Origin of the sequence: Desulfovibrio sp. 6_1_46AFAA, from assembly GCF_000224635.1 — a bacterium.
GTDB lineage: Bacteria > Desulfobacterota > Desulfovibrionia > Desulfovibrionales > Desulfovibrionaceae > Desulfovibrio > Desulfovibrio fairfieldensis.
Genome location: NZ_JH114300.1, coordinates 204,530 through 222,505, shown reverse-complemented (window position 1 = coordinate 222,505; position 17,976 = coordinate 204,530). Strand labels below are relative to the sequence as shown.

The 17,976-nt window shown below is 62.6% G+C and carries 16 protein-coding genes; 4 read left to right on the top strand and 12 right to left on the bottom strand.

Annotated features, from left to right (window positions below):
* Positions 1 to 8: 8 nt before the first annotated feature.
* The 10 genes from murG to HMPREF1022_RS00855 all read right to left on the bottom strand — a co-directional run bounded on the left by murG (position 9) and on the right by HMPREF1022_RS00855 (position 11,502).
* The gene (murG, locus tag HMPREF1022_RS00900) at positions 9 to 1,085 is read right to left on the bottom strand and encodes an undecaprenyldiphospho-muramoylpentapeptide beta-N-acetylglucosaminyltransferase (RefSeq protein ID WP_009301490.1); all 1,077 of its coding nucleotides are present in this window, start codon (positions 1,083 to 1,085) and stop codon (positions 9 to 11) included.
* Positions 1,067 to 2,242: a putative lipid II flippase FtsW gene (gene ftsW, locus HMPREF1022_RS00895; RefSeq protein ID WP_008684835.1), complete on the bottom strand. Its 1,176-nt coding sequence runs from the start codon at positions 2,240 to 2,242 to the stop codon at positions 1,067 to 1,069. Before ftsW ends, murG begins: the two co-directional genes overlap by 19 nt.
* A complete protein-coding gene (gene murD, locus HMPREF1022_RS00890) occupies positions 2,239 to 3,549 on the bottom strand; it encodes a UDP-N-acetylmuramoyl-L-alanine--D-glutamate ligase (protein WP_009301488.1) in 1,311 nt (436 codons plus the stop codon). Before murD ends, ftsW begins: the two co-directional genes overlap by 4 nt.
* Before the next feature lie 18 nt (positions 3,550 to 3,567).
* Positions 3,568 to 4,644 carry a phospho-N-acetylmuramoyl-pentapeptide-transferase gene (gene mraY, locus HMPREF1022_RS00885; protein WP_008684840.1) on the bottom strand — a complete coding sequence of 359 codons (1,077 nt, stop codon included), beginning with the start codon at positions 4,642 to 4,644 and terminating at the stop codon, positions 3,568 to 3,570.
* Positions 4,634 to 6,031, bottom strand: a complete 1,398-nt coding sequence (locus HMPREF1022_RS00880) for a UDP-N-acetylmuramoyl-tripeptide--D-alanyl-D-alanine ligase (protein WP_009301485.1) — start codon at positions 6,029 to 6,031, stop codon at positions 4,634 to 4,636. Before HMPREF1022_RS00880 ends, mraY begins: the two co-directional genes overlap by 11 nt.
* Before the next feature lie 65 nt (positions 6,032 to 6,096).
* The gene (locus HMPREF1022_RS00875; RefSeq protein ID WP_008684844.1) at positions 6,097 to 7,563 is read right to left on the bottom strand and encodes a UDP-N-acetylmuramoyl-L-alanyl-D-glutamate--2,6-diaminopimelate ligase; all 1,467 of its coding nucleotides are present in this window, start codon (positions 7,561 to 7,563) and stop codon (positions 6,097 to 6,099) included.
* 34 nt (positions 7,564 to 7,597) lie between these two features.
* Positions 7,598 to 9,721 carry a penicillin-binding protein gene (locus tag HMPREF1022_RS00870; protein ID WP_008684846.1) on the bottom strand — a complete coding sequence of 708 codons (2,124 nt, stop codon included), beginning with the start codon at positions 9,719 to 9,721 and terminating at the stop codon, positions 7,598 to 7,600.
* A gap of 70 nt (positions 9,722 to 9,791) precedes the next feature.
* Positions 9,792 to 10,100, bottom strand: a complete 309-nt coding sequence (locus HMPREF1022_RS00865) for a hypothetical protein (protein ID WP_009301482.1) — start codon at positions 10,098 to 10,100, stop codon at positions 9,792 to 9,794.
* On the bottom strand, positions 10,100 to 11,086 hold the full coding sequence (gene rsmH / locus HMPREF1022_RS00860; protein ID WP_008684849.1) for a 16S rRNA (cytosine(1402)-N(4))-methyltransferase RsmH: 987 nt from the start codon (positions 11,084 to 11,086) through the stop codon (positions 10,100 to 10,102). Before rsmH ends, HMPREF1022_RS00865 begins: the two co-directional genes overlap by 1 nt.
* A 17-nt stretch (positions 11,087 to 11,103) precedes the next feature.
* Positions 11,104 to 11,502 (bottom strand): division/cell wall cluster transcriptional repressor MraZ, encoded by a 399-nt coding sequence (locus HMPREF1022_RS00855; protein ID WP_332248507.1) that lies wholly within the window; start codon positions 11,500 to 11,502, stop codon positions 11,104 to 11,106.
* 327 nt (positions 11,503 to 11,829) lie between these two features.
* Between HMPREF1022_RS00855 and pyk the strand changes: the two genes are divergently transcribed.
* From pyk to HMPREF1022_RS00835, 4 genes are all read left to right on the top strand, one after another.
* Positions 11,830 to 13,248, top strand: a complete 1,419-nt coding sequence (gene pyk, locus HMPREF1022_RS00850) for a pyruvate kinase (RefSeq protein WP_035060383.1) — start codon at positions 11,830 to 11,832, stop codon at positions 13,246 to 13,248.
* A gap of 2 nt (positions 13,249 to 13,250) precedes the next feature.
* Positions 13,251 to 14,297, top strand: a complete 1,047-nt coding sequence (locus HMPREF1022_RS00845; RefSeq protein ID WP_009301475.1) for an HD-GYP domain-containing protein — start codon at positions 13,251 to 13,253, stop codon at positions 14,295 to 14,297.
* Positions 14,298 to 14,964: 667 nt separating this feature from the next.
* Positions 14,965 to 15,840 (top strand): class I SAM-dependent methyltransferase, encoded by an 876-nt coding sequence (locus tag HMPREF1022_RS00840; RefSeq protein ID WP_009301473.1) that lies wholly within the window; start codon positions 14,965 to 14,967, stop codon positions 15,838 to 15,840.
* 9 nt (positions 15,841 to 15,849) lie between these two features.
* Positions 15,850 to 16,527 (top strand): nucleotidyltransferase domain-containing protein, encoded by a 678-nt coding sequence (locus tag HMPREF1022_RS00835; RefSeq protein WP_009301471.1) that lies wholly within the window; start codon positions 15,850 to 15,852, stop codon positions 16,525 to 16,527.
* A 163-nt stretch (positions 16,528 to 16,690) separates the two neighbouring features.
* Here the strand turns inward: HMPREF1022_RS00835 and HMPREF1022_RS00830 are convergent, their stop codons facing one another.
* Positions 16,691 to 17,470: a 4Fe-4S dicluster domain-containing protein gene (locus HMPREF1022_RS00830; RefSeq protein ID WP_009301470.1), complete on the bottom strand. Its 780-nt coding sequence runs from the start codon at positions 17,468 to 17,470 to the stop codon at positions 16,691 to 16,693.
* A 190-nt stretch (positions 17,471 to 17,660) separates the two neighbouring features.
* A partial coding sequence (tnpA, locus tag HMPREF1022_RS00825) for an IS200/IS605 family transposase (RefSeq protein ID WP_035060381.1) occupies positions 17,661 to 17,976 on the bottom strand: 316 nt, incomplete at its 5' end.

The window sequence follows — 17,976 nt, the reverse complement described above, 5'->3', positions numbered from 1 at the left end:
AACAGGCCCTAAGCTCGCCCGGCGGCCACCTCGGCCAACACATCGGCCACCCGCGCGGCGGCGTCGGGCCGGGCCGCGTCCAGCGCCGCGCAGGACATGCGCGCGCGGCCTTCGCTGTCGGCCAGCATTTGCGGCAGCACGCGCTCCAGATCCTTGTCCCGCAACTCCCCTTCCGGCACCAGCAGGGCCGCGCCCGCCTTTTCCAGCACCTGGGCGTTGCGGGTCTGATGGTCGTGGACGGCATGGGGAAAAGGCACCAGTACAGCGGGCAGACCGGCGGCGCAGAGTTCGGCCACAGTGCTGGCTCCGGAACGGCACAACGCCAGATCCGCCCAGGCATAGGCCTCGGCCATGTCGTCAATAAAAGCCGTCACGCAGGCCGGATCATACCCGGCCTGGGCATAGGCCGCACGCGTGGCGTCCTCATCCTTGAGGCCGCTCTGGTGGCGGATTTCCACTCCGGCCTCCCGCAGTGCGGGGAGAATTTCCGGCAAAAAGGCATTCAGGGCGCGCGCGCCCTGGGAGCCGCCCATGACCAGCAGCCGCCGCGTCCGCCGTTCTCGGGGCCGACGCCCCACCTCGCTCACGGCCCGGCGTACCGGATTGCCGGTGAGCACGCTTTTCTCCGGCGCAAAGCCCCGGGTGCCGGGCAGGGACAGGCAGATCACCCTTGCCAGGCGGGCCAGCGTGCGGTTGCTGGTTCCGGCCACGGCATTCTGTTCGTGCAGGATGCCGGGAACGCCCTGAAGACGGGCCGCCAGCATGGGCGCAAAGGCCGCGTAGCCGCCGAAACCGGCCACGGCCTGCGGCCTGAAACGACGCACAATGCCAAGAGCCTTCCAGACCGCCAGGGTCATACGCGCGCCCGCGCCCACGGCCCGCAGTCCACGGCCCAGAAAGCCGCGCACCGGCAGCCCGGCAAAGGGAATCCCGGCCTGGGCGGCCAGACGCTGCTCGGGCCCATAGAGCGAACCCACGAACAGCAGGTCCGCGCGCGGATTCCGCCGCCGGATTTCCTCGGCCACGGCCAGGGCAGGAAAGATATGGCCGCCGGTGCCCCCGGTGGTCAGGAGGATTTTGTCCACGAGTCGGCCGTCCTTGAAAAGTTCATGAGCAGGCCCACGCAGAGCATGGTAGCCAGCAGGTTACTGCCGCCGTAACTCATCAGCGGCATGGGCACGCCCTTGGGCGGGGCCACGCCCATGACCACGGCCAGATTCATCACCGCGCCCATGACCAGAATGGTGGTGATGCCGAAGGCCGTGAAGCGGTCGCGCAGATTGTGTTGTCCCATGATGATCTTGTAGCAGCGCCAGAACAGCAGGGCAAAAAGGATCATGACCACGGTCACGCCCACAAAGCCCATTTCCTCGGCCAGCACGGCCATGATGAAGTCGTTGTGCGCTTCGGGCAGATAGAACATCTTCTGTTTGCTGGCCCCCACGCCCACGCCGAAAAAGCTGCCCGAGCCGATGGCCAGCAGGGACTGCACCAACTGGTAGCCCGTATTGTGGGCGTCCTGGAAGGGATCCAGAAAAGCCAGCAGGCGGCGCAGCCGGTAGGGAGAGGCAATGGCCAGGGCCATGGCTCCGGCGCAGGCCAGGGCCAGGGAGAAAAAGAGATAGATGAAGCGGGTGCCCCCGGCCACGCACATGAAAAAGAGAATCCCGGCCAGGACAACGGCGCTGCCGAAATCCGGCTGCAGGAGAAGCAGAAAACAGAACAGACCGGTCACCGCGAAAGGCGGAATGACGCCCCGGCTGAACGTTTTGATCAGCTCCTGCTTGGAGCTCATGAAATAGGCCAGATAGAGCGCCAGGGCGATTTTCACGAACTCCATGGGCTGCACGGAAACGGGACCCAGCGGAATCCAGCGCTTGGCGCCGTTGATGGCCGGGGCAAAGGGCGACAGGGTGATCAGCAAAAGCAGCAGCGAGAAAAACAGGGCCGGATACTGCAATTTGTACAACCACTCGCGCGGCAGCAGGGCCGCGCCCCAGAGGGCCACGCCGCCGCCCGCGGCAAAGAGCAACTGACGCTTGAAAAAGTAGTATTTGTCGCCGTTGACCTGCTCGGCCACAATGCCGCTGGCAGAGAGCACCATGACCAGACCGATGGCCAGGATGGTCAGCATGATGGTGAACAGCCACCAGTCAAAGGGGGTGCCGGGACCCTTTTCCGTAGCCCTGGCAAAGGCGCTGCGGGTTTTGCTCTTCTTGGTTTCGGTAAAACTGTTTTTCATGCCAGTTTGCTCACAATGCGTTTGAAATCGTCGCCACGAGCCATGTAATTGTCGTAAAGGTCAAAACTGGAGGTGGCCGGAGCCAGCAGAACCACGTCGCCCTCTTGGGCGGACGCGGACAGGGCGCGCACGGCCTCTTCCAGAACCGGATGCCAGCTTATGGGCGCAAGGCCCTGCCAGGCTGTTTCAAAGTGTTCGCGGCTCGCGCCGAACAGGGCCACTTCCCTGACCCGCTCCCTGATCAGGCCGCCCAGGGCCGCCAGATCGCCGCCCTTGAACTTGCCGCCGCAGAGCAGCCGCAACGGCCGGTCAAAAGCCTGCAACGCCACTTTGAGGGACGAAACCGTGGTGCACTTGGAATCATTGACATAGAGCACGCCGCAACGCTCGCGCACCAGCTCCAGACGGTGCGGCAAAGGCTTGAAGCGGGCCACCGCGCGGGCGGCGTTGGCTTCGCTGACGCCGAAAAAGCGGCAGGCCTGCCAGGCCGCCTCCTCATTAAATTTGTTGTGCGCGCCCGGCAAGCCGCTTTGCGGAAAACGCTCGCTCTCGCGCACCCAGACCCGGCGGGCCCTGAGATTGAACCCCTGCGCCGGGTCATGCAGATCCGCGCCCAGTACGGCCAGGTCGCCCTCATCCTGGCAACGGAACAGACGGAATTTGGCTTCCGTGTATTCGGCCATGTCCTTGTGATAATCCAGGTGATTGGGCGTAATGTTCAGGAGTACGCCCGCGCGCGGGCAGAAGGTGGAGCAGGCCTGGAGCTGGAAGCTGGAAATCTCCAGCACCAGCACGTCGGCCTTGCGGCCGGAGAGCACGTATTCCGAAAGGGGCGTGCCGATATTGCCGCCCAGAAAAACCGTATAGCCCTGCGCCTGGAGCATGGCGGCGGCCAAGGAAGCCGTGGTGGTCTTGCCGCTGGTGCCGGTGACGGCCAGCACGGGCTCGTCGTCCAGATAGCGCCAGGCCAGTTCCATTTCCGCCAGCACTTCCGGGGCTCCCGGCCGCGTGACATCGCCCAGATACCGGACCAGCTTCGCCACGGGCATGCCGGGGCTGGGCACCACAAAGGCCGCGTGTTCGAACTGTTCCGGGCTGTGCTCGCCCAACCGCACGTCCACGCCCAGCTTGCGCAGGGCGGCGGTCTGTTCCGTCGAAAGCGCGTCGGCGTTGCGGTCCAGCAGGCGCACGCGCGCGCCCTCCCGGCTCAAAAGCCGCGCTGCGGCCAGGCCGGAACGTCCGGCCCCCACAACCACCGCCAATTCGCCGATCTGAATGCGTCTGCCGCGCGTCTTTTCCAGAGCCATGACTTTTTCCTCGCCGTACTACCGCAGTTTCAAAACCGACAATGCCACCAGGCCCAGCAAAATGGACGTAATCCAGAATCGGATGATGATCTTGGATTCCGGCACGCCCTTGAGTTCAAAATGATGGTGCAGAGGGGCCATGCGGAAAATGCGTTTGCCGCCCGTCCAGCGGAAGTAGCCCACCTGCAGAATCACGGAAAGGGTTTCAGCCACGAACATGCCGCCCACCACGGCCAGGACCAGTTCCTGCTTGCAGAGCAAGGCCAGGTAGCCCAACACGCCGCCGATGGAAAGCGAACCCACGTCGCCCATGAAGACCTGGGCCGGATAGGCGTTGAACCACAGAAAGCCCAGACCCGCGCCCACCAGGGCCGCGCAGAAGACCGTCACCTCGCCTACGCCAGGCATGTAGGGCACCAGCAGATAGCCGGAAAAACGCGCGTTGCCCGTGATGTAGATGAAAATGGAAAAAACCAGGCAGGCCACAATGGAGGGGCCGATGGCCAGGCCGTCCAGACCGTCGGTGAGGTTCACGGCATTGGAGGCCGCCACCATCACGAAGATGCCGAAAGGCACATAAAACCAGCCCAGATCCGGCGTCCATTCCTTGAAAAAGGGAATGATCAGCTTACTGCTGTAGGAAGGATTGTCGGCCAGCAGCCACATAGCCACAAAAGCCACCAGAATCTGGCCGCCGAATTTGGCCTTGGCGGAAATGCCCTTGTTCTTGTGGTGGCGCAGCTTGGAAAGATCGTCCCAGAGGCCCACGAGCCCGAAACCCGCGAAAACGAAAAAGGTCTGCCAGATATAGGGATTGGTCAGGTCGGCCCAGAGCAGCAGGCTGACGCCCAACGTGAAAAGCATGAGCAGGCCGCCCATGGTCGGCGTACCGGCCTTGGCCGCATGCGCCGCCACGTCCTCATGGATGTACTGACCGCATTTCAGACGCCGCAGCCAGGCGATGAAACGCGGCCCGATGAGAATGGAAAGCAGCAGAGCCGTAATCAGGGCCGCCATGGAGCGGAAGGTGATGTAGCGGAAGACGTTGAACAACGTCCATTCCGAAGCGAGAGGGGCCAGAAAATTATAAAACATGTCCGCTCTCCCCTGTCTTGCGTCCCCGCGCTTCCGTTGCCGCCATGGTTGTCATCCCTTCCCGAAATGCCGTCAGCAAAGTTTCCAGCCGGTTAAAATGCGATCCCTTGAAAAACAGCAGGCCGCCGCGCTTTCCGTCCAGCTTGCGCTCCGCAAGCTCCCGCCAGGCCGCCATAAAACTCTCGGGGCCGTCCACCGGCAACCAGGGGCCGTCATAGCCCCCGCGCGCGAGCCCGGCGCGCACCTCGTCCGCGTGCCCGCCCTTCCAGAACACGGCCGACGGTCCGAGATCGGCCAGCAGCCTCCCCAGTTCCTCGTGCAGGGCTTCGGCCACCGCGCCCAGCTCGCCCATTTCGCCTAGCACGGGCACAAAGGCCCGGCCGCAGGCCTGCCCGGCCGCAGTCTCCAACATGCGCCGCATGGACAGGGGATTGGCGTTGTAGGTATCGTCAATGATCTCCCACGCGCCCACACGCTCACGGTTGAAGCGCTGTGGCGGCAACTGTGCCCTGCCGAGCCCCTCGGCTATTTCCGCCGGGCTCAGACCCAGCAGATGCGCGGCCGCCGCCACGGCAATGCTGTTTTCCGCGCCGTAGGCCCCCTGAAAAGGAGTGACCGCGTCGCAGCGCACGCCGTCCAGCCAGAGCCGGTACAGGCCGCGGGTCGCGTCCTCCCCGCCCGCTTCGGTCGCGGGGCCAACATAGTCCGCGCGGTATTCGACCTCATGCGCTCCGGCGCTGAAAAAACGCAGTTTCGCGCCCGTGGCCCCGGCCTCGCGCACCAGGTCCGGATAGTCGGCGCTGACCAGGCCCAGGCCGCCCTGAGCCAGATGGGCCAGCAGCCGCGCCTTGTGCCAGGCCACGCCCCTGTCGCCCAGGCCTTCGGTGTGACCGGGGCCCACATTGAGGATCAGGCCCAGATCCGGGCGAATCACCGGGGCCAGCTCGTCCATGTCGCCCGCATGGCTGATGCCCGCCTCAATGACCCAGAAATCTTCATCCCCGTCCGTGTTCAGCACGGTGCAGGGCATGCCGATCTGATTGTTGTGGTTCAGGGCGTTGCGCGCGGTTTTGCCGCGCACGGCCAGCACCTGGGCCAGGGCTTCCTTGAGCGAGGTTTTGCCCGCTGTGCCCGTGACGCCCACCACCTTGGCCCTGGTTTTGCCGCGCCAGAGCGCCGCCAGGCTGCCCAGAGCCCTGACTGTATCTTCCACCAGCAGCACGGGCGCAGCCATATCCGGCAAAGGCCGCGAGGCCAGCACCGCCGCCGCGCCCTGTTCCACGGCCCTGGCCGCGAAATCATGCCCGTCCGCCCGTTCGCCCGGCACGCAGACAAAGAGCGCGCCGGGACGGGCCTCACGGCTGTCCGTAACCACGCACGTCACCATTGTCTCTCCGTTCCGATCTCCGGGGGGAGACATCAGGCCCAAATGTGCCGCCATTTCCGTAGTGCTCAGGCGCAATGCAGCAACTCCCGCACCACTTCCTGATCACTGTAGTGATGCTTGACACCCTGGATGATCTGATAATCCTCATGGCCCTTGCCGGCGATCAGCAGGGCATCGTCCTTGCCCAGCATGTCCAGGGCCCTGGCCGTGGCCGCGTGACGGTCCACCTCCACCAGCACTTCACGCGCCTCCTTGAGGCCCGGCAGCACGTCCCGCAGAATGGCCTCCGGCTCCTCGAAGCGCGGATTGTCCGAGGTCAGCACGGCCACGTCCGCATAGCGCGCCACAGCCTCGCCCATGAGCGGGCGCTTGGTTCTGTCGCGGTTGCCGCCGCAGCCGAAGACCGTGATAATCCGCTTGAAGCCCGCGCCGCGCAGAGCCTTGAGCACATTGACCAGGGCGTCCGGAGTGTGGGCGTAATCCACAAAAACGTTCAGGCCTTGGGAATTTTCCACCCGCTCCAGCCTGCCGCAGACGCCGGTAAAGCTCTCCAGGGCCTTGAACTGCCCGGGGTCCAGACCCGTTTCCAGAGCCAGGGCCTGCACAGTCAGCAGATTGGAGGCGTTGAACGCGCCCACCAGGGGCGAGCGCAGTTCCCAGGTCCGGCCTTCCAGATGCATGCGCAGACGGCAGCCTTCGGTCCCGGCGGACAACAGTTCGCCCCAGAGGTGCCGCCGCCTGGGCGGGCCCTGTTGCAGGCCGAAGGACAGGGCGCGCGGGCAAAGCTCCAGCAGGCGGCGGCCCCAAGGGTCGTCGGCGTTGACGGCCATGACCTTTTCCGCCCTGGGTAACTCCAGAAACAGCCTGGCCTTGGTCTTGAAATAGCTTTCCATGTCCTTGTGGAAATCAAGATGATCCTGGGTCAGGTTGGTAAAGGCCGCGCCCGCGAAGGGCACGCCGCAGACCCGCTGCTGGTCGATGGCGTGGGAGGAGACTTCCATCACGGCCACGTCCACGCCCGCCGCCTCCATTTGGGCCAGCATGGAATGCACGCGCAGGGGATCCGGCGTGGTCAGGGGCGCGGCTTCACTGTGGCCCGGCCAACGGTAGCTCACCGTGCCCAACACGCCCACCTTGTGCCCGGCGTCCGTGAACAGGCGTTCCAGCAGATAGGTGCTGGTGGTCTTGCCGTTGGTGCCGGTGACGCCCAGAATCTTGACGCGCGACGCACCCGTGCGCCAGCGGGCCTCGGCCAGACGCCAGAGGGCCTCGCGCGGATCTTCATGATAGACCACGCGGCAGCCTTCGGCCCGGACGGACGCCTGAAGCGCGGCATCCTCCGGCCCGCCGGGGCGGCAGACCACTACGGCGGCCCCGGCCTCCACGGCGGCGGGAATGAAACGCGCTCCGTCCTCATTGACGCCGGGCACGGCCACAAATATGTCGCCCTGCCCCACGACGCGTGAATCCGAACGCACTTCCACGCCGCCGCGACGGCATGCCTCCAGAAGAGCCGCAAAATCCCGCTGCATGCTTACCTCGTTATCCTTGCCGAAGACGACAGCTTCATCTTTCCGACAGCCAAAGAATATAGTCCACGTTCTGTCCGTCCTCGGGCCAGGCCGTTCCGGCGGCCGGGCTCTGGCGCACTACCCGGCTGCCCGACCCCTTGAGTTCGGGCACCACGCCCGCACGGGCGAACAGCTCCACCGCGTTGCGCACGGATTTGCCCATGACGTCCGGCACCCGGCTGGCGGCCTTGGCCAGATGGCCGGGCAGCTGCATGACCGTGGCGCGCTGCGGCGCATCGGCGGTCCTGGCCAGATAGGGCACCTCCAGACCGGCCAGCTTCAGCCCGCGCTGACGGCGGACCGGACCGGCGTCCTTTGTGCCGGAGGCTTCCGCCAGCCTGGTTTCGGAAAGAATGCCGGTATAGGTCAGAGCCCGGCCCGCGATTTCCTTGAACACGGGCGCGGCCACCACGCCGCCGAACTGGTTTCGCGCGGGCTCGTCCACCATGACCAGGATCAGGTAGCGGGGCTTGTCGGCGGGCAGAAAGCCCACAAAGGAGGCCAGACGCTTGCTGCCGTAAGTGCCCGTGCGGTGGTCGGCCTTCTGGGCCGTGCCGGTCTTGCCCGCCACTTCCACGCCCTCAATGCGCGCGCGTTTGCCCGTGCCGTCTTTCTCTTCCACCACGTCGCGCATCATATCCATGACTTCGCGCACGGTCTTTTCGCTGAACACGCGTTCATGCGCTTCTTCCACGTTGCCGTCTTCCCTGATCAGCTGCAGGGGCTTGTAGACGCCTCCGTTCAGCAGGGTCAGATAGCCCTGGGCCATTTGCAGGCCCGTGACGGAAATACTCTGGCCGAAGGCCGTGGACATCAAGTCCACTTCACTCCAGTCGCGGGGGATGCGCAGAATGCCCCGGCTTTCGGACACCGGCACGCTGGTGCGCTCGCCGAAGCCCAGGGCGTGCAGATACTTATGAAACATGGGCGCGCCCAGGCTGAGGCCGATCTTGGCCATGCCGATGTTGGAAGAATAGCGCAGCACCTTGCTGGCCGGCAGCATGCCCTGATTGGACGTATCCCGGATGGTGAAGTTTTTGCTGACCCACTTGCCGCGTTCGCAGTCGATGAGCGTATTGGGCGTGACCTTGCGTTCCTGCAGGGCCGCGGCCATCACAAAAGGCTTGAAGGTGGAGCCGGGCTCCAGGGCGTCGGCGGCCAGACGGTTGCGGTAGACCAGCGGCGAGGATTCCCGGTAGGTGTTGGGATTGAAGAAGGGATACTGGGCCCAGGCCAGAATGTCGCCCGTGGGCACGTCCACCACCAGCGCTCCGCTCCAGCGGGCGTCATAGTCGCGGGCCGCGCGGGCCACGGCTTCCTCGGCGATGAACTGCATCTGCACGTCAAGGGTCAGGGTCAGGTCCTGACCGCGCGGCTCGGTCTGACCTTCCTCATGCAGATAAAAACGGCGGCCCATGGCGTCGCGCTGCACGATCTGACGGGTGGGAATGCAGCCCAGACGGGCCTCCAGGGAACGCTCGATGCCTTCCAGGCCCTTGTCGTCCAGACCCACAAAGCCCAGCAACTGCCCGGCCATATGCTTGAAGGGATAGACCCGGTCGTATTCCTTGGACAGGCCGATGCCCGAGAGATTAGCCTTGCGCACGGCCTCGGCGGTATAGTCGTCCACCTTGCGCTTGAGCCAGACGAAACGGCGCTTGGTCTTGGAAAGTTCGTCATAGAGCTTCTGGGGCTCCATGCCCAGAATGGGCCCCAACGTATTCGCCATGACCAGGAAGTCCTCGACTTCCTGCGGCTTGGCATACACCGAGCGGGCTTCGACGCTGCGGGCCAGCACCTGGCCGTTGCGGTCGTAGATCATGCCCCGGCGGCCGGTGACCAGTTCGGAAGCCATGTGCTGGCGGCGGGCCCTGTCGGCCAGACGCGGCCCTTCGACCATCTGCAGATACCAGGCCCGTCCCCAGAGGCCAAACCAGAGCAGACAGAAAATGCAGACCACCGCGTTGATCCGCAGACGCCCCCAGTCCACCTTTTCCATCCAGGCGGCACGGGTGCGCTGGCCTTTTCCGGCACCGGCGTTGCGGTTGACGCGCGGCGCCTTGTCGCGCCGGGGCGTAAAACTGGATCGGTTGCGTTTGCGTGACGAGAACTTGAACATGGTTTCCTCAAAGAAGACACAAGGCCTGAGACGGGGCAGTAAACGGCCAGAGCACTACCACTTGAATGCTCTAATGAATTTCCATACGCCTTACCTGCCCCGGCCTGGGCTCGCGCATGCCGAATTCCTCGGCCCGGCGGCGCAGTTCATAGGGGGAAAGCAGGCGTTCGCGTTCCACTTCCAGCTTGGCGCGCAGGGCACGGCGCTCACGCAGCTCGTTCTGCGCGATATTGATGAAATACGTGGTGTCCATGCGTTCGATATTGCTCCAGACCAGCACAAGGCCCATGACCATGCAGGCCAGAAGGCCCAGGGCCAGAGCCAGTAGCCAGCCCCGGCCACCCCGTTGCTGATTGAGTGGGGCGTTTTTCTTCAGCATCAAACTGCCGCCTCGGCGATTTTTTCCACGGCGCGCAGCTTGGCGCTGCCTGCGCGCGGGTTGACCGCGAGTTCTTCCGACCCGGCCTGCAGCGGTTTTTTATGCAGAATGCGCACTTCCGGCTGATGACGGCAGACGCAGACCGGTACGTGCCGGGGGCAACGGCAGCCCTCGGCCCAGTGGCGCATGGCCTGTTTGACCATGCGGTCCTCCAGGGAATGAAAGGTGATGACCGCCAGGCGACCGCCCACGGGCAGCCAGGCCAGAATCTGATCCAGAAAGCGCCGCAGTTCGCCCAGTTCATCATTGACGGCCATGCGCAAAGCCTGAAAAGTGCGGGTGGCCGGATGCCGCCGGGCCTTGGCCCGCCAGGCGGGCGGATAGGCTTTTTCCACCAGGGCGGCCAGCTCCGCCGTGCTGTCGATGGGCGCTTTCTGCCGGGCCTCCACAATGACCCTGGCGATGCGCCCGGCCTGCGGCTCCTCGCCCAGGGTGGCTATGCACTCCTTGAGCCGGGCGAAACTTTCACGGTTGACCCAGTGCCAGGCCGAGAGCTCGCCGGAATGCTGGTCCATGCGCATGTCCAGCGGGCCGTCGCCGTAAAAACTGAAACCGCGTTCGTTTTCATCCAATTGCAGGGAGGACACGCCGATATCCAGCAGCGCGCCGTCCACCTTGTCCCACTGCAATTCCTTCAGGGCTTCGGCGAACCGGCTGTAGCGGCAGTGGAAAAAATGCGCCCGCCCGCCGAACGGGGCCAGACGCGCACGGGCCAGATCCAGAGCCTGCTCGTCGCGGTCCAGGCCGCAGAGTTCGCTCCCGGGCGCGGCGGACAGCACGGCGGCGGCATGGCCGCCCATGCCCAGGGTGCCGTCCAGATAGCGACCGCCCGCGCGCGGGGCCAGAGCCTCCAGTGTTTCGGCGGGAAGCACCGGCACATGACGCGTCGACGCGCGCTCTTCCGTATCCTGCATGACCTGCGCCATAATTCCGCCCTCGCGGCTTACAAAGAAATATCCACGCCGCTGGCCGCCAGCTCTTCGGACACGTCCTCAAGCTGCAGAGCGTCAAAGCGGTTCTGATCCCAGATTTCAAACTTGCTGAGCATGCCCACCAGCATGACGTCCTTCTGCAGACCGGCTTCACGCATCAGAGACTGCGGAATGCGTACCCTGCCCTGCGGGTCCGGGGCCAGCTCCTGCGCCAGGCCCATGACCTTGGTTTTAAAGTGCGACAGCTTGGGCGAGGGGAAGCGGATACGGCTCAACTGCTCGGTGACGGCCTCCCAGTCGGCGGGCAGATAGGCCACCAGCCGACCGTAAAAAGAGGTCAGCCAGAAAGTGCCCTGTTCACCATCCGCCGCACCCGCGCAGAGCGCCTCGCGGTATTCCGGAGGCAGCATCAGCCGGCCTTTGGGGTCCAGGCTGCGGGAGAGGCTTTTGGTGAAGAGTTTTTGCACAATTTACCACTTTCTTACTTGTTTTTCCCACTTTTTCCCACTTATGCCCCAAGGCTCCGGGGGTGTCAAGCAAGCCCGCTTCAAACGTTCGGTACATACCGCGCCACATTGAAAAAATGTACAAAATCCATACAGGATGCAGAGATGGCCATTCCGCCGCGCGCCCTTGACAATACCCTGGAAAACCCGGATGATTTACTGCAAAAATGTGCCTTGGGCCTTTTGCGTCCATTTCAAAAGCCATTGCCGGGACGCCCGGGAAGGAACGCCATGAGAACAAAAATCGTCGCCACCATCGGTCCGGCTTCCAACAGTAAAGAAAAACTCAAAGCGCTGGCCGAGGCGGGCGTCAGCGTGTTCCGGCTTAATTTTTCCCACGGCGGCGCTTCGGACTTCGTCAACATCATCAAATACATCCGCGAGGTCGAAAAAGAGCTGAGGCGTCCCATCACCATCATGCAGGATCTTTCCGGCCCAAAGATCCGCTTGGGCGTGGTGCCGGAAAACACCATCCAGGTCAGCAAGGGCATGCGGCTGCTGCTGGGCCCCAGCGCCCGGCGCGTGGACGAACTGCCCTACCTGCCCTTTGACCACGACGTTATTCTGGAAAGCCTGGAGCCCGGCGACCGTATGGTGCTGGCCGACGGCGGCCTGCAGTTCATCGTGCGGGAGCGCCGCTCCGACGGACTGGTGCTGCTGGAGGCCGACAACGCCGGTCTGGTGACCTCGCGCAAGGGCCTGGCCCTGCCCGGCAAGGCCACCAAGGTGCGCGCCCTCACCGGCAAGGACAAAAAAGACCTGGCTGACGGCCTGCAACTGGGTGTGGACGCTGTGGCCATCTCCTACGTGCAGACCGCCGACGACGTGCGCGAAGCCAAATCGCTCATCGCGGCCGCCGGACGCCATGTGCCCGTGGTGGTCAAGCTGGAACGCCAGAGCGCGGTGGACAACCTGGACGAAATCCTTCAGGAGACGGATATTGTTATGGTGGCGCGCGGCGATCTGGGCGTGGAATGTCCCCTGCCCCAGCTCCCCGCCCTGCAGAAGCGGATCATCAGCGCCTGCAACAAGGCCTCTAAGCCGGTCATCGTGGCCACGCAGATGCTGCTTTCCATGGTCAACAGCCCCGCGCCCACCCGCGCCGAAACCACGGACGTCGCCAATGCCGTACTGGACGGCGCCGATTGCGTGATGCTTTCCGAAGAAACGGCCATGGGCAACTTCCCGGTGGAAACCGTGCGCTATATGCGCAAGATCACCAATGAGGCCGAAAAGCTGTTGCTGGACAACCGCAAACTGGAAGAACCGGACGCCGACAAGGGCATCCCCGAATTTCTGGCCTTTTCAGCCTGCCTGCTGGCCGACAAGGCTCATGCCCAGGCCATTGTCTCGCACAGTCTTTCCGGCGGTTCGGCCCGCCAGGTTTCCGCGCGCAGGCCGCCGCAGCGCATTTACGCCCTGACGCCCGACCCGGTGACCATCAAGGCCCTCAATTTCGTCTGGGGCATCACTCCCGTGTTCGTGGACAATCCGGAAGTGGAGCCCAGCCACCTGATCCGGGCCGAGGAATTCATTCATAATTGCCCGGACTTCAAGGCCGACGACTGCGCGGTGATCACCGCCGGTCAGCTCAAGGGGTCCTCGTCCACGCCGCGCGGCACCAATCTCGTCAAAATCTACTGGAAATAACCATGGCTGAGCAAAGCCGGCAGGCCCGCGAGATTCCTCAGAACATCAATGAGGAATACTATCAGATCAGCACCGAGATTCTGGCGAGTTTCCCAAAATACCGCCCGCCGGTGGATCTGTTCAGTTTTCGTGAGGATATCAAGGTCCTGGCCCCCTATTCCAAGAAGGGCGTACGCTTGAGCAACGAGCAGGTGGAGGAAGTGGCCCGGCTCTGCGCCGCGGGCGATCTTTTCGTGTCGCGCTCCGACCACCCCATCTATTCCCGCCACATCGTCAAACAACTTGACCTTGTGCTCCAGGACAACAACCTCAAGGAATCCGAAATCGCGGATATCTGTATCCGCGCGCTGGCCATACGCTATACGGATTTCAGCGACCAGCCGGTCAAGACGGTGTTTGAGCCGCTGTACCGCGACATTATGGTGGTCACCGAATATCTCTGGCAGGACAGGCACCACGTCAACGCCTTTGTGCGCCGCCTCTTCCGCCGCCACCAGCCCGCCCGCCACGCCATCAATACCATGTCCGTGGGGCTCTGGCTCTGGCTGCAGATTGTTTCGGATTTCCGCCGCAAGGATCTGGACCGCATGGCCCTGGCCCTTCTGCTGCACGACGTGGGCATGAGCAAGGTGCCGGCTTTTCTGCTCAATAAACAGGGTCCCCTGAAACCCGAAGAGCGGGAAAAAGTGATTCTGCACCCCCTGGTGGGCGTAAAGCTGATGCAGAAAATGGACCTGACCTTTGAAGAACTGTTGCGGGCCTGCTTTGAGCACCACGAGCGCCTGGACGGCTCCGGCTATCCGCAAAAGCTCAAAGGCCCCCAGATCAGCAGGGTGGGCCGGATCACGGCCATTGCCGACTCCTTCTCGGCCATGATCTGCGAAAAGCCGTATGGCCAGGCCAAAGAACCGCTGGAAGCCGCGAAGGAGCTGGCGGCGGCCCAGCAGCACTATGACCCGGAACTGACCAATTCGCTCATGTCGGCCTTTGCCACCGAGGGGTTCGGCCAATTCGTGGATATGGACAAGAACGCGGACGAGCCCTTATAGGGCATTTCAAAGTTGAAATGCTCTAACGAGGCCGCGAGAACAGCCTCGCGCTACGATGCCGTAAGCGCAATTTATTTGCGCTGTTGCCTTCTCCCGTTAGCGAATCTTCGAGCTTTACGGACGAGGACAGCATAGCTGAGCGGCGGAGTAAGCGTATCTTTAATTGGGGAATGTGCGGCATTTCAAAGCTAATCTGCTCTGGAACCGTCACACAGTATATTGCCGCGGCCCGTTCGCCGCAAACGAGCCTGCGGGGCCGACGGACAAAGCAGTGCCGGGCGAGAGATCCTGCCACACGCTGTCGACAGGCGGCAAACTCAAAAACAGAATGCTCCGGGATGCCTGCCTGACGGTGGGCATCCTTGTTTTCGGGTTCGCGCATCCCGCGTGTCCGCCCGGCCTTCCGATCCTCAAATCCCCATGGGTCTGTCGACACTATAAAATTTTTGTTCGCTCGCAAGGAAGATAAGCCCGCTTTGCGGGAGTGTACTCTTTTGGTGCTCGCTTCAACCGTTGCGACGCAGGAGCTTTAGCCATACAGCTCACAAGTTCGCCTACGGCTAAGGCAAGGCCTTCGGACAACGGCTGCCGCGCGCAGCGAGCGGGCAAAAAGGCATAGTATCAACAGGCTCATGACAATCATCGGCAACATCTTTCAGGAGCACTGATGGACCTCATGGAACTGACCCTGTGGAACGCCTCCCGCGCCAATGTCGACGCCAGCGGTGCGGGAGCCAAGATCCCCTGGGATGAACCGGACTTCAGCCTCAGAATGCTCGAACAGCATCTGAACCAGGAACACGATTGGGCCAGCAGACGCGGCCCGATTATTGCCGCGCATGCGGCCTGGATTGCGGAACAATTGTCCGTTCCTTCCCGGATACTGGATATGGGTTGCGGTCCGGGCCTGTATACCCAGGCCCTGGCCGAACGGGGACATCAGTGCGTCGGCGTGGACTTTTCGCCCGCCTCCATAGAATACGCCCGGCAACGGAGCGCGGACTGTGATCCAAAGCCGGAATATATTCTCGGGGATATCCGCAACTACAGAAGCAATCAAAAATTTGACTGCATCATCATGACCTTTGGCGAGTTCAACGCCTTTATCAGAAAGGATGCCGCACTCCTGCTTGAGCATTGCGCTGAAATGCTGACTGAAAACGGCCTGTTCATACTGGAAGCCCACACCTATGACGCGGTTCGCGCCATGGGTGAAGCCCCGGCCACATGGCAGCGTCACGCAACGGGCCTGTTTTCCGCCGGACCACATCTCTGTCTGCTGGAAAACAGCTGGAACGCTGCTGAAGCAAGTGCGCTTTCGCGCTATTTCATTATTGTGACGCAGCCGACACAGCAGTACGGCAATACGTTTCTTTCATGCAGGCCTACCGACTTGAAAGCTATACGAAAATGCTCTCGTCGGCGGCCCTGCCCTTACAGCGGATTCTCAGCGAAAAGGTCTGGAGTTCCGGACAGGATTTCTATAATAAGCTGCAAACATTCATCTGCCGGAAAATCTGAACCCGCGTATCCGCAACAATGAGAGTCGCTGATGATCGAACCACAAACCTGGGTGGCCGACGCACTGGCCCGCATGAAAAAAGCCTTCGGCCCGCGCCTTGCGTATCTGGGGCTGCAGGGCAGCTACCGCCGGGGAGAGGCCACCGAAACAAGCGACATTGATCTTGTCGTGCTGCTGGACACAGTGGAACCGGTCGATCTTGATATCTACCGGAGCATCGTGCACGCCTTGCCCGAGGGGCATAAGGCCTGCGGTTTTTGCAGCGGAACCGAGGAATTTTTCCACTGGCCGCGACATGAGCTTTTGCCTTTCAGCATGGACACGGACGATTATTACGGCAGGCTGAAGGATTTCCTTCCGCCCTTGTCACAGGAGGACGCGCGGGCAGGGGCCAAAATCGGCGCATCCGCTCTCCTACACCTACTCACGCACAGCTATCTCTACGCGGAGCCGGAAGCCAGAACCGCTATTCTGAAAGACGCCTACAAGGCCGCCTTTTTCGTCATGCAGGTCGTGTACTACCTTGCCTCGGGACAATACTGCCGCAGTAAAAAAGAGCTGCTCGCCTGTCTGGACGGCGCGGAAAAGGAAATTCTCCAGGCCGGGTTGGATGTCCCGGCCTGGCTGGCCGCCCATACGGAAACACAGGCTTTTGCCCTGCTTCGCGGCTGGTGCGGCGGAGTTCTGACCGGAAATGAAAGCGTGTGAAATGCCCACGCTACCACAAACGGACACGGAGCAGGGGACATACGTGGTATATATATCCCCGGCCCGTGACCGTCTGTTGACCCGGCCCAAATGGAGCACCAACCCGATGGCCTATCCGGGCGTTATGGGCGTGTCAGTCTGTCGGGTGCTTGTCAAACAGCCTCTAGAGAAATAACTCCGGCTCCCGGCGGGCGGTACACCTGCTTTCCAGCATGGCCCGGATCTTCGCCACATTGGGATCATCAAAATATTTGGCCTCCACCGGGCAGAGTTTGACACAGGCGCAACAGCGGATGCAGCCCGCCGCCACCTGATGGGGATCATCCTCGCTGATGACGCCCATGGGGCAGCCCTGAACGCAGATCATGCATTGGGTACAGGCATCCGTGGTTTTGGGTCGGATATCCGTTGCCGGACCGCGCTCCTTGTAAGGCCGGTTGCCCTTGACGGACACGGGCGCGGGATTGCCAGCCGCGATTTTGGCGGAGGCGCGCCGGGCGAAATCCGCCAGCACGCGCTTGTCTTCGGCGTCGGGACGACCCGCGCCCACGCCGGGGGCCAGGGAATGCTCGGCGATAAAGGCTCCGGCCGCCGCCACCATACAGCCCCGCCGCGTGAGCAGATCCACGGCTTCCAGCAGGGCATCGTCATAATCCCGGTTGCCGTACACGGCCGCCACGACCGCCGCCGCACCGTTACCGCGCACACGGGCCAGGGGCGCTTCCAGAAGTTGCGGCACGCGCCCCGCATAGACCGGAAAAGCGAAGACCAGCACATCGCCGGGCGCGCAGCCCAGGCTTTCTTCCCGCTCGGGCGGGAAGGTCAGGTCCCGGATTTTCTGCTCCCCTCCCAATGAGACGGCCAGGCCGTCCGCCAGGGTCCGGGCGATCTCCCGGCTGCTGTGGGTGGGGCTGAAAAAAAGCGTGTGAATAGTCCTGTTCATGCTGCCTCCTGCGGCTGAAGCGGGGATGGGAGGAAGAATGGCCGAAACGCCGCCCCGCTCCCGCCCGTAAAAATCAAAACCACCCGCATAGCGGGTGGTTTGCTCCAGCCCTATAAGGGCTTGTTACCGGCCAGCGTCTAAAGGCGCTGGCTTTCACTTTGTTCAAGCCCAGTGCCCTTGCCGCTTTGGCTTACCCCTGGAAGGGGTTTTGGTATTCTCGGGTACTTACTCGATCTTGCAGAATATCATGCTTCTCTTGCTGCTGAATGTATTTTTTGACCGTTACCTCATTGAGTCCTACCGTACTGACGAAATATCCTTCCGCCAAGAATTTCCTATTGCCAAATTTGTACTTCAGGTTTGCATGCTTATCGAAAATCATCAATGAGCTTTTTCCTTTCAGGTACCCCATGAAACTTGATACACTGATTTTTGGAGGAATACTCACCAGCATGTGCACATGATCCGGCATGAGATGGCCCTCGATAATTTCAACACCTTTATAT

Excerpts from the sequence above, each read along its gene's own strand:
- ftsW (WP_008684835.1), bottom strand. The coding sequence starts at position 2,242 with ATGAAAAACAGTTTTACCGAAACCAAGAAGAGCAAAACCCGCAGCGCC.
- murD (WP_009301488.1), bottom strand. The coding sequence starts at position 3,549 with ATGGCTCTGGAAAAGACGCGCGGCAGACGCATTCAGATCGGCGAATTG.
- mraY (WP_008684840.1), bottom strand. The coding sequence starts at position 4,644 with ATGTTTTATAATTTTCTGGCCCCTCTCGCTTCGGAATGGACGTTGTTC.
- HMPREF1022_RS00880 (WP_009301485.1), bottom strand. The coding sequence starts at position 6,031 with ATGGTGACGTGCGTGGTTACGGACAGCCGTGAGGCCCGTCCCGGCGCG.
- HMPREF1022_RS00875 (WP_008684844.1), bottom strand. The coding sequence starts at position 7,563 with ATGCAGCGGGATTTTGCGGCTCTTCTGGAGGCATGCCGTCGCGGCGGC.
- HMPREF1022_RS00870 (WP_008684846.1), bottom strand. The coding sequence starts at position 9,721 with ATGTTCAAGTTCTCGTCACGCAAACGCAACCGATCCAGTTTTACGCCC.
- HMPREF1022_RS00865 (WP_009301482.1), bottom strand. The coding sequence starts at position 10,100 with ATGCTGAAGAAAAACGCCCCACTCAATCAGCAACGGGGTGGCCGGGGC.
- rsmH (WP_008684849.1), bottom strand. The coding sequence starts at position 11,086 with ATGGCGCAGGTCATGCAGGATACGGAAGAGCGCGCGTCGACGCGTCAT.
- HMPREF1022_RS00855 (WP_332248507.1), bottom strand. The coding sequence starts at position 11,502 with ATGCTGCCTCCGGAATACCGCGAGGCGCTCTGCGCGGGTGCGGCGGAT.
- pyk (WP_035060383.1), top strand. The coding sequence starts at position 11,830 with ATGAGAACAAAAATCGTCGCCACCATCGGTCCGGCTTCCAACAGTAAA.
- HMPREF1022_RS00845 (WP_009301475.1), top strand. The coding sequence starts at position 13,251 with ATGGCTGAGCAAAGCCGGCAGGCCCGCGAGATTCCTCAGAACATCAAT.
- HMPREF1022_RS00840 (WP_009301473.1), top strand. The coding sequence starts at position 14,965 with ATGGACCTCATGGAACTGACCCTGTGGAACGCCTCCCGCGCCAATGTC.
- HMPREF1022_RS00835 (WP_009301471.1), top strand. The coding sequence starts at position 15,850 with ATGATCGAACCACAAACCTGGGTGGCCGACGCACTGGCCCGCATGAAA.
- HMPREF1022_RS00830 (WP_009301470.1), bottom strand. The coding sequence starts at position 17,470 with ATGAACAGGACTATTCACACGCTTTTTTTCAGCCCCACCCACAGCAGC.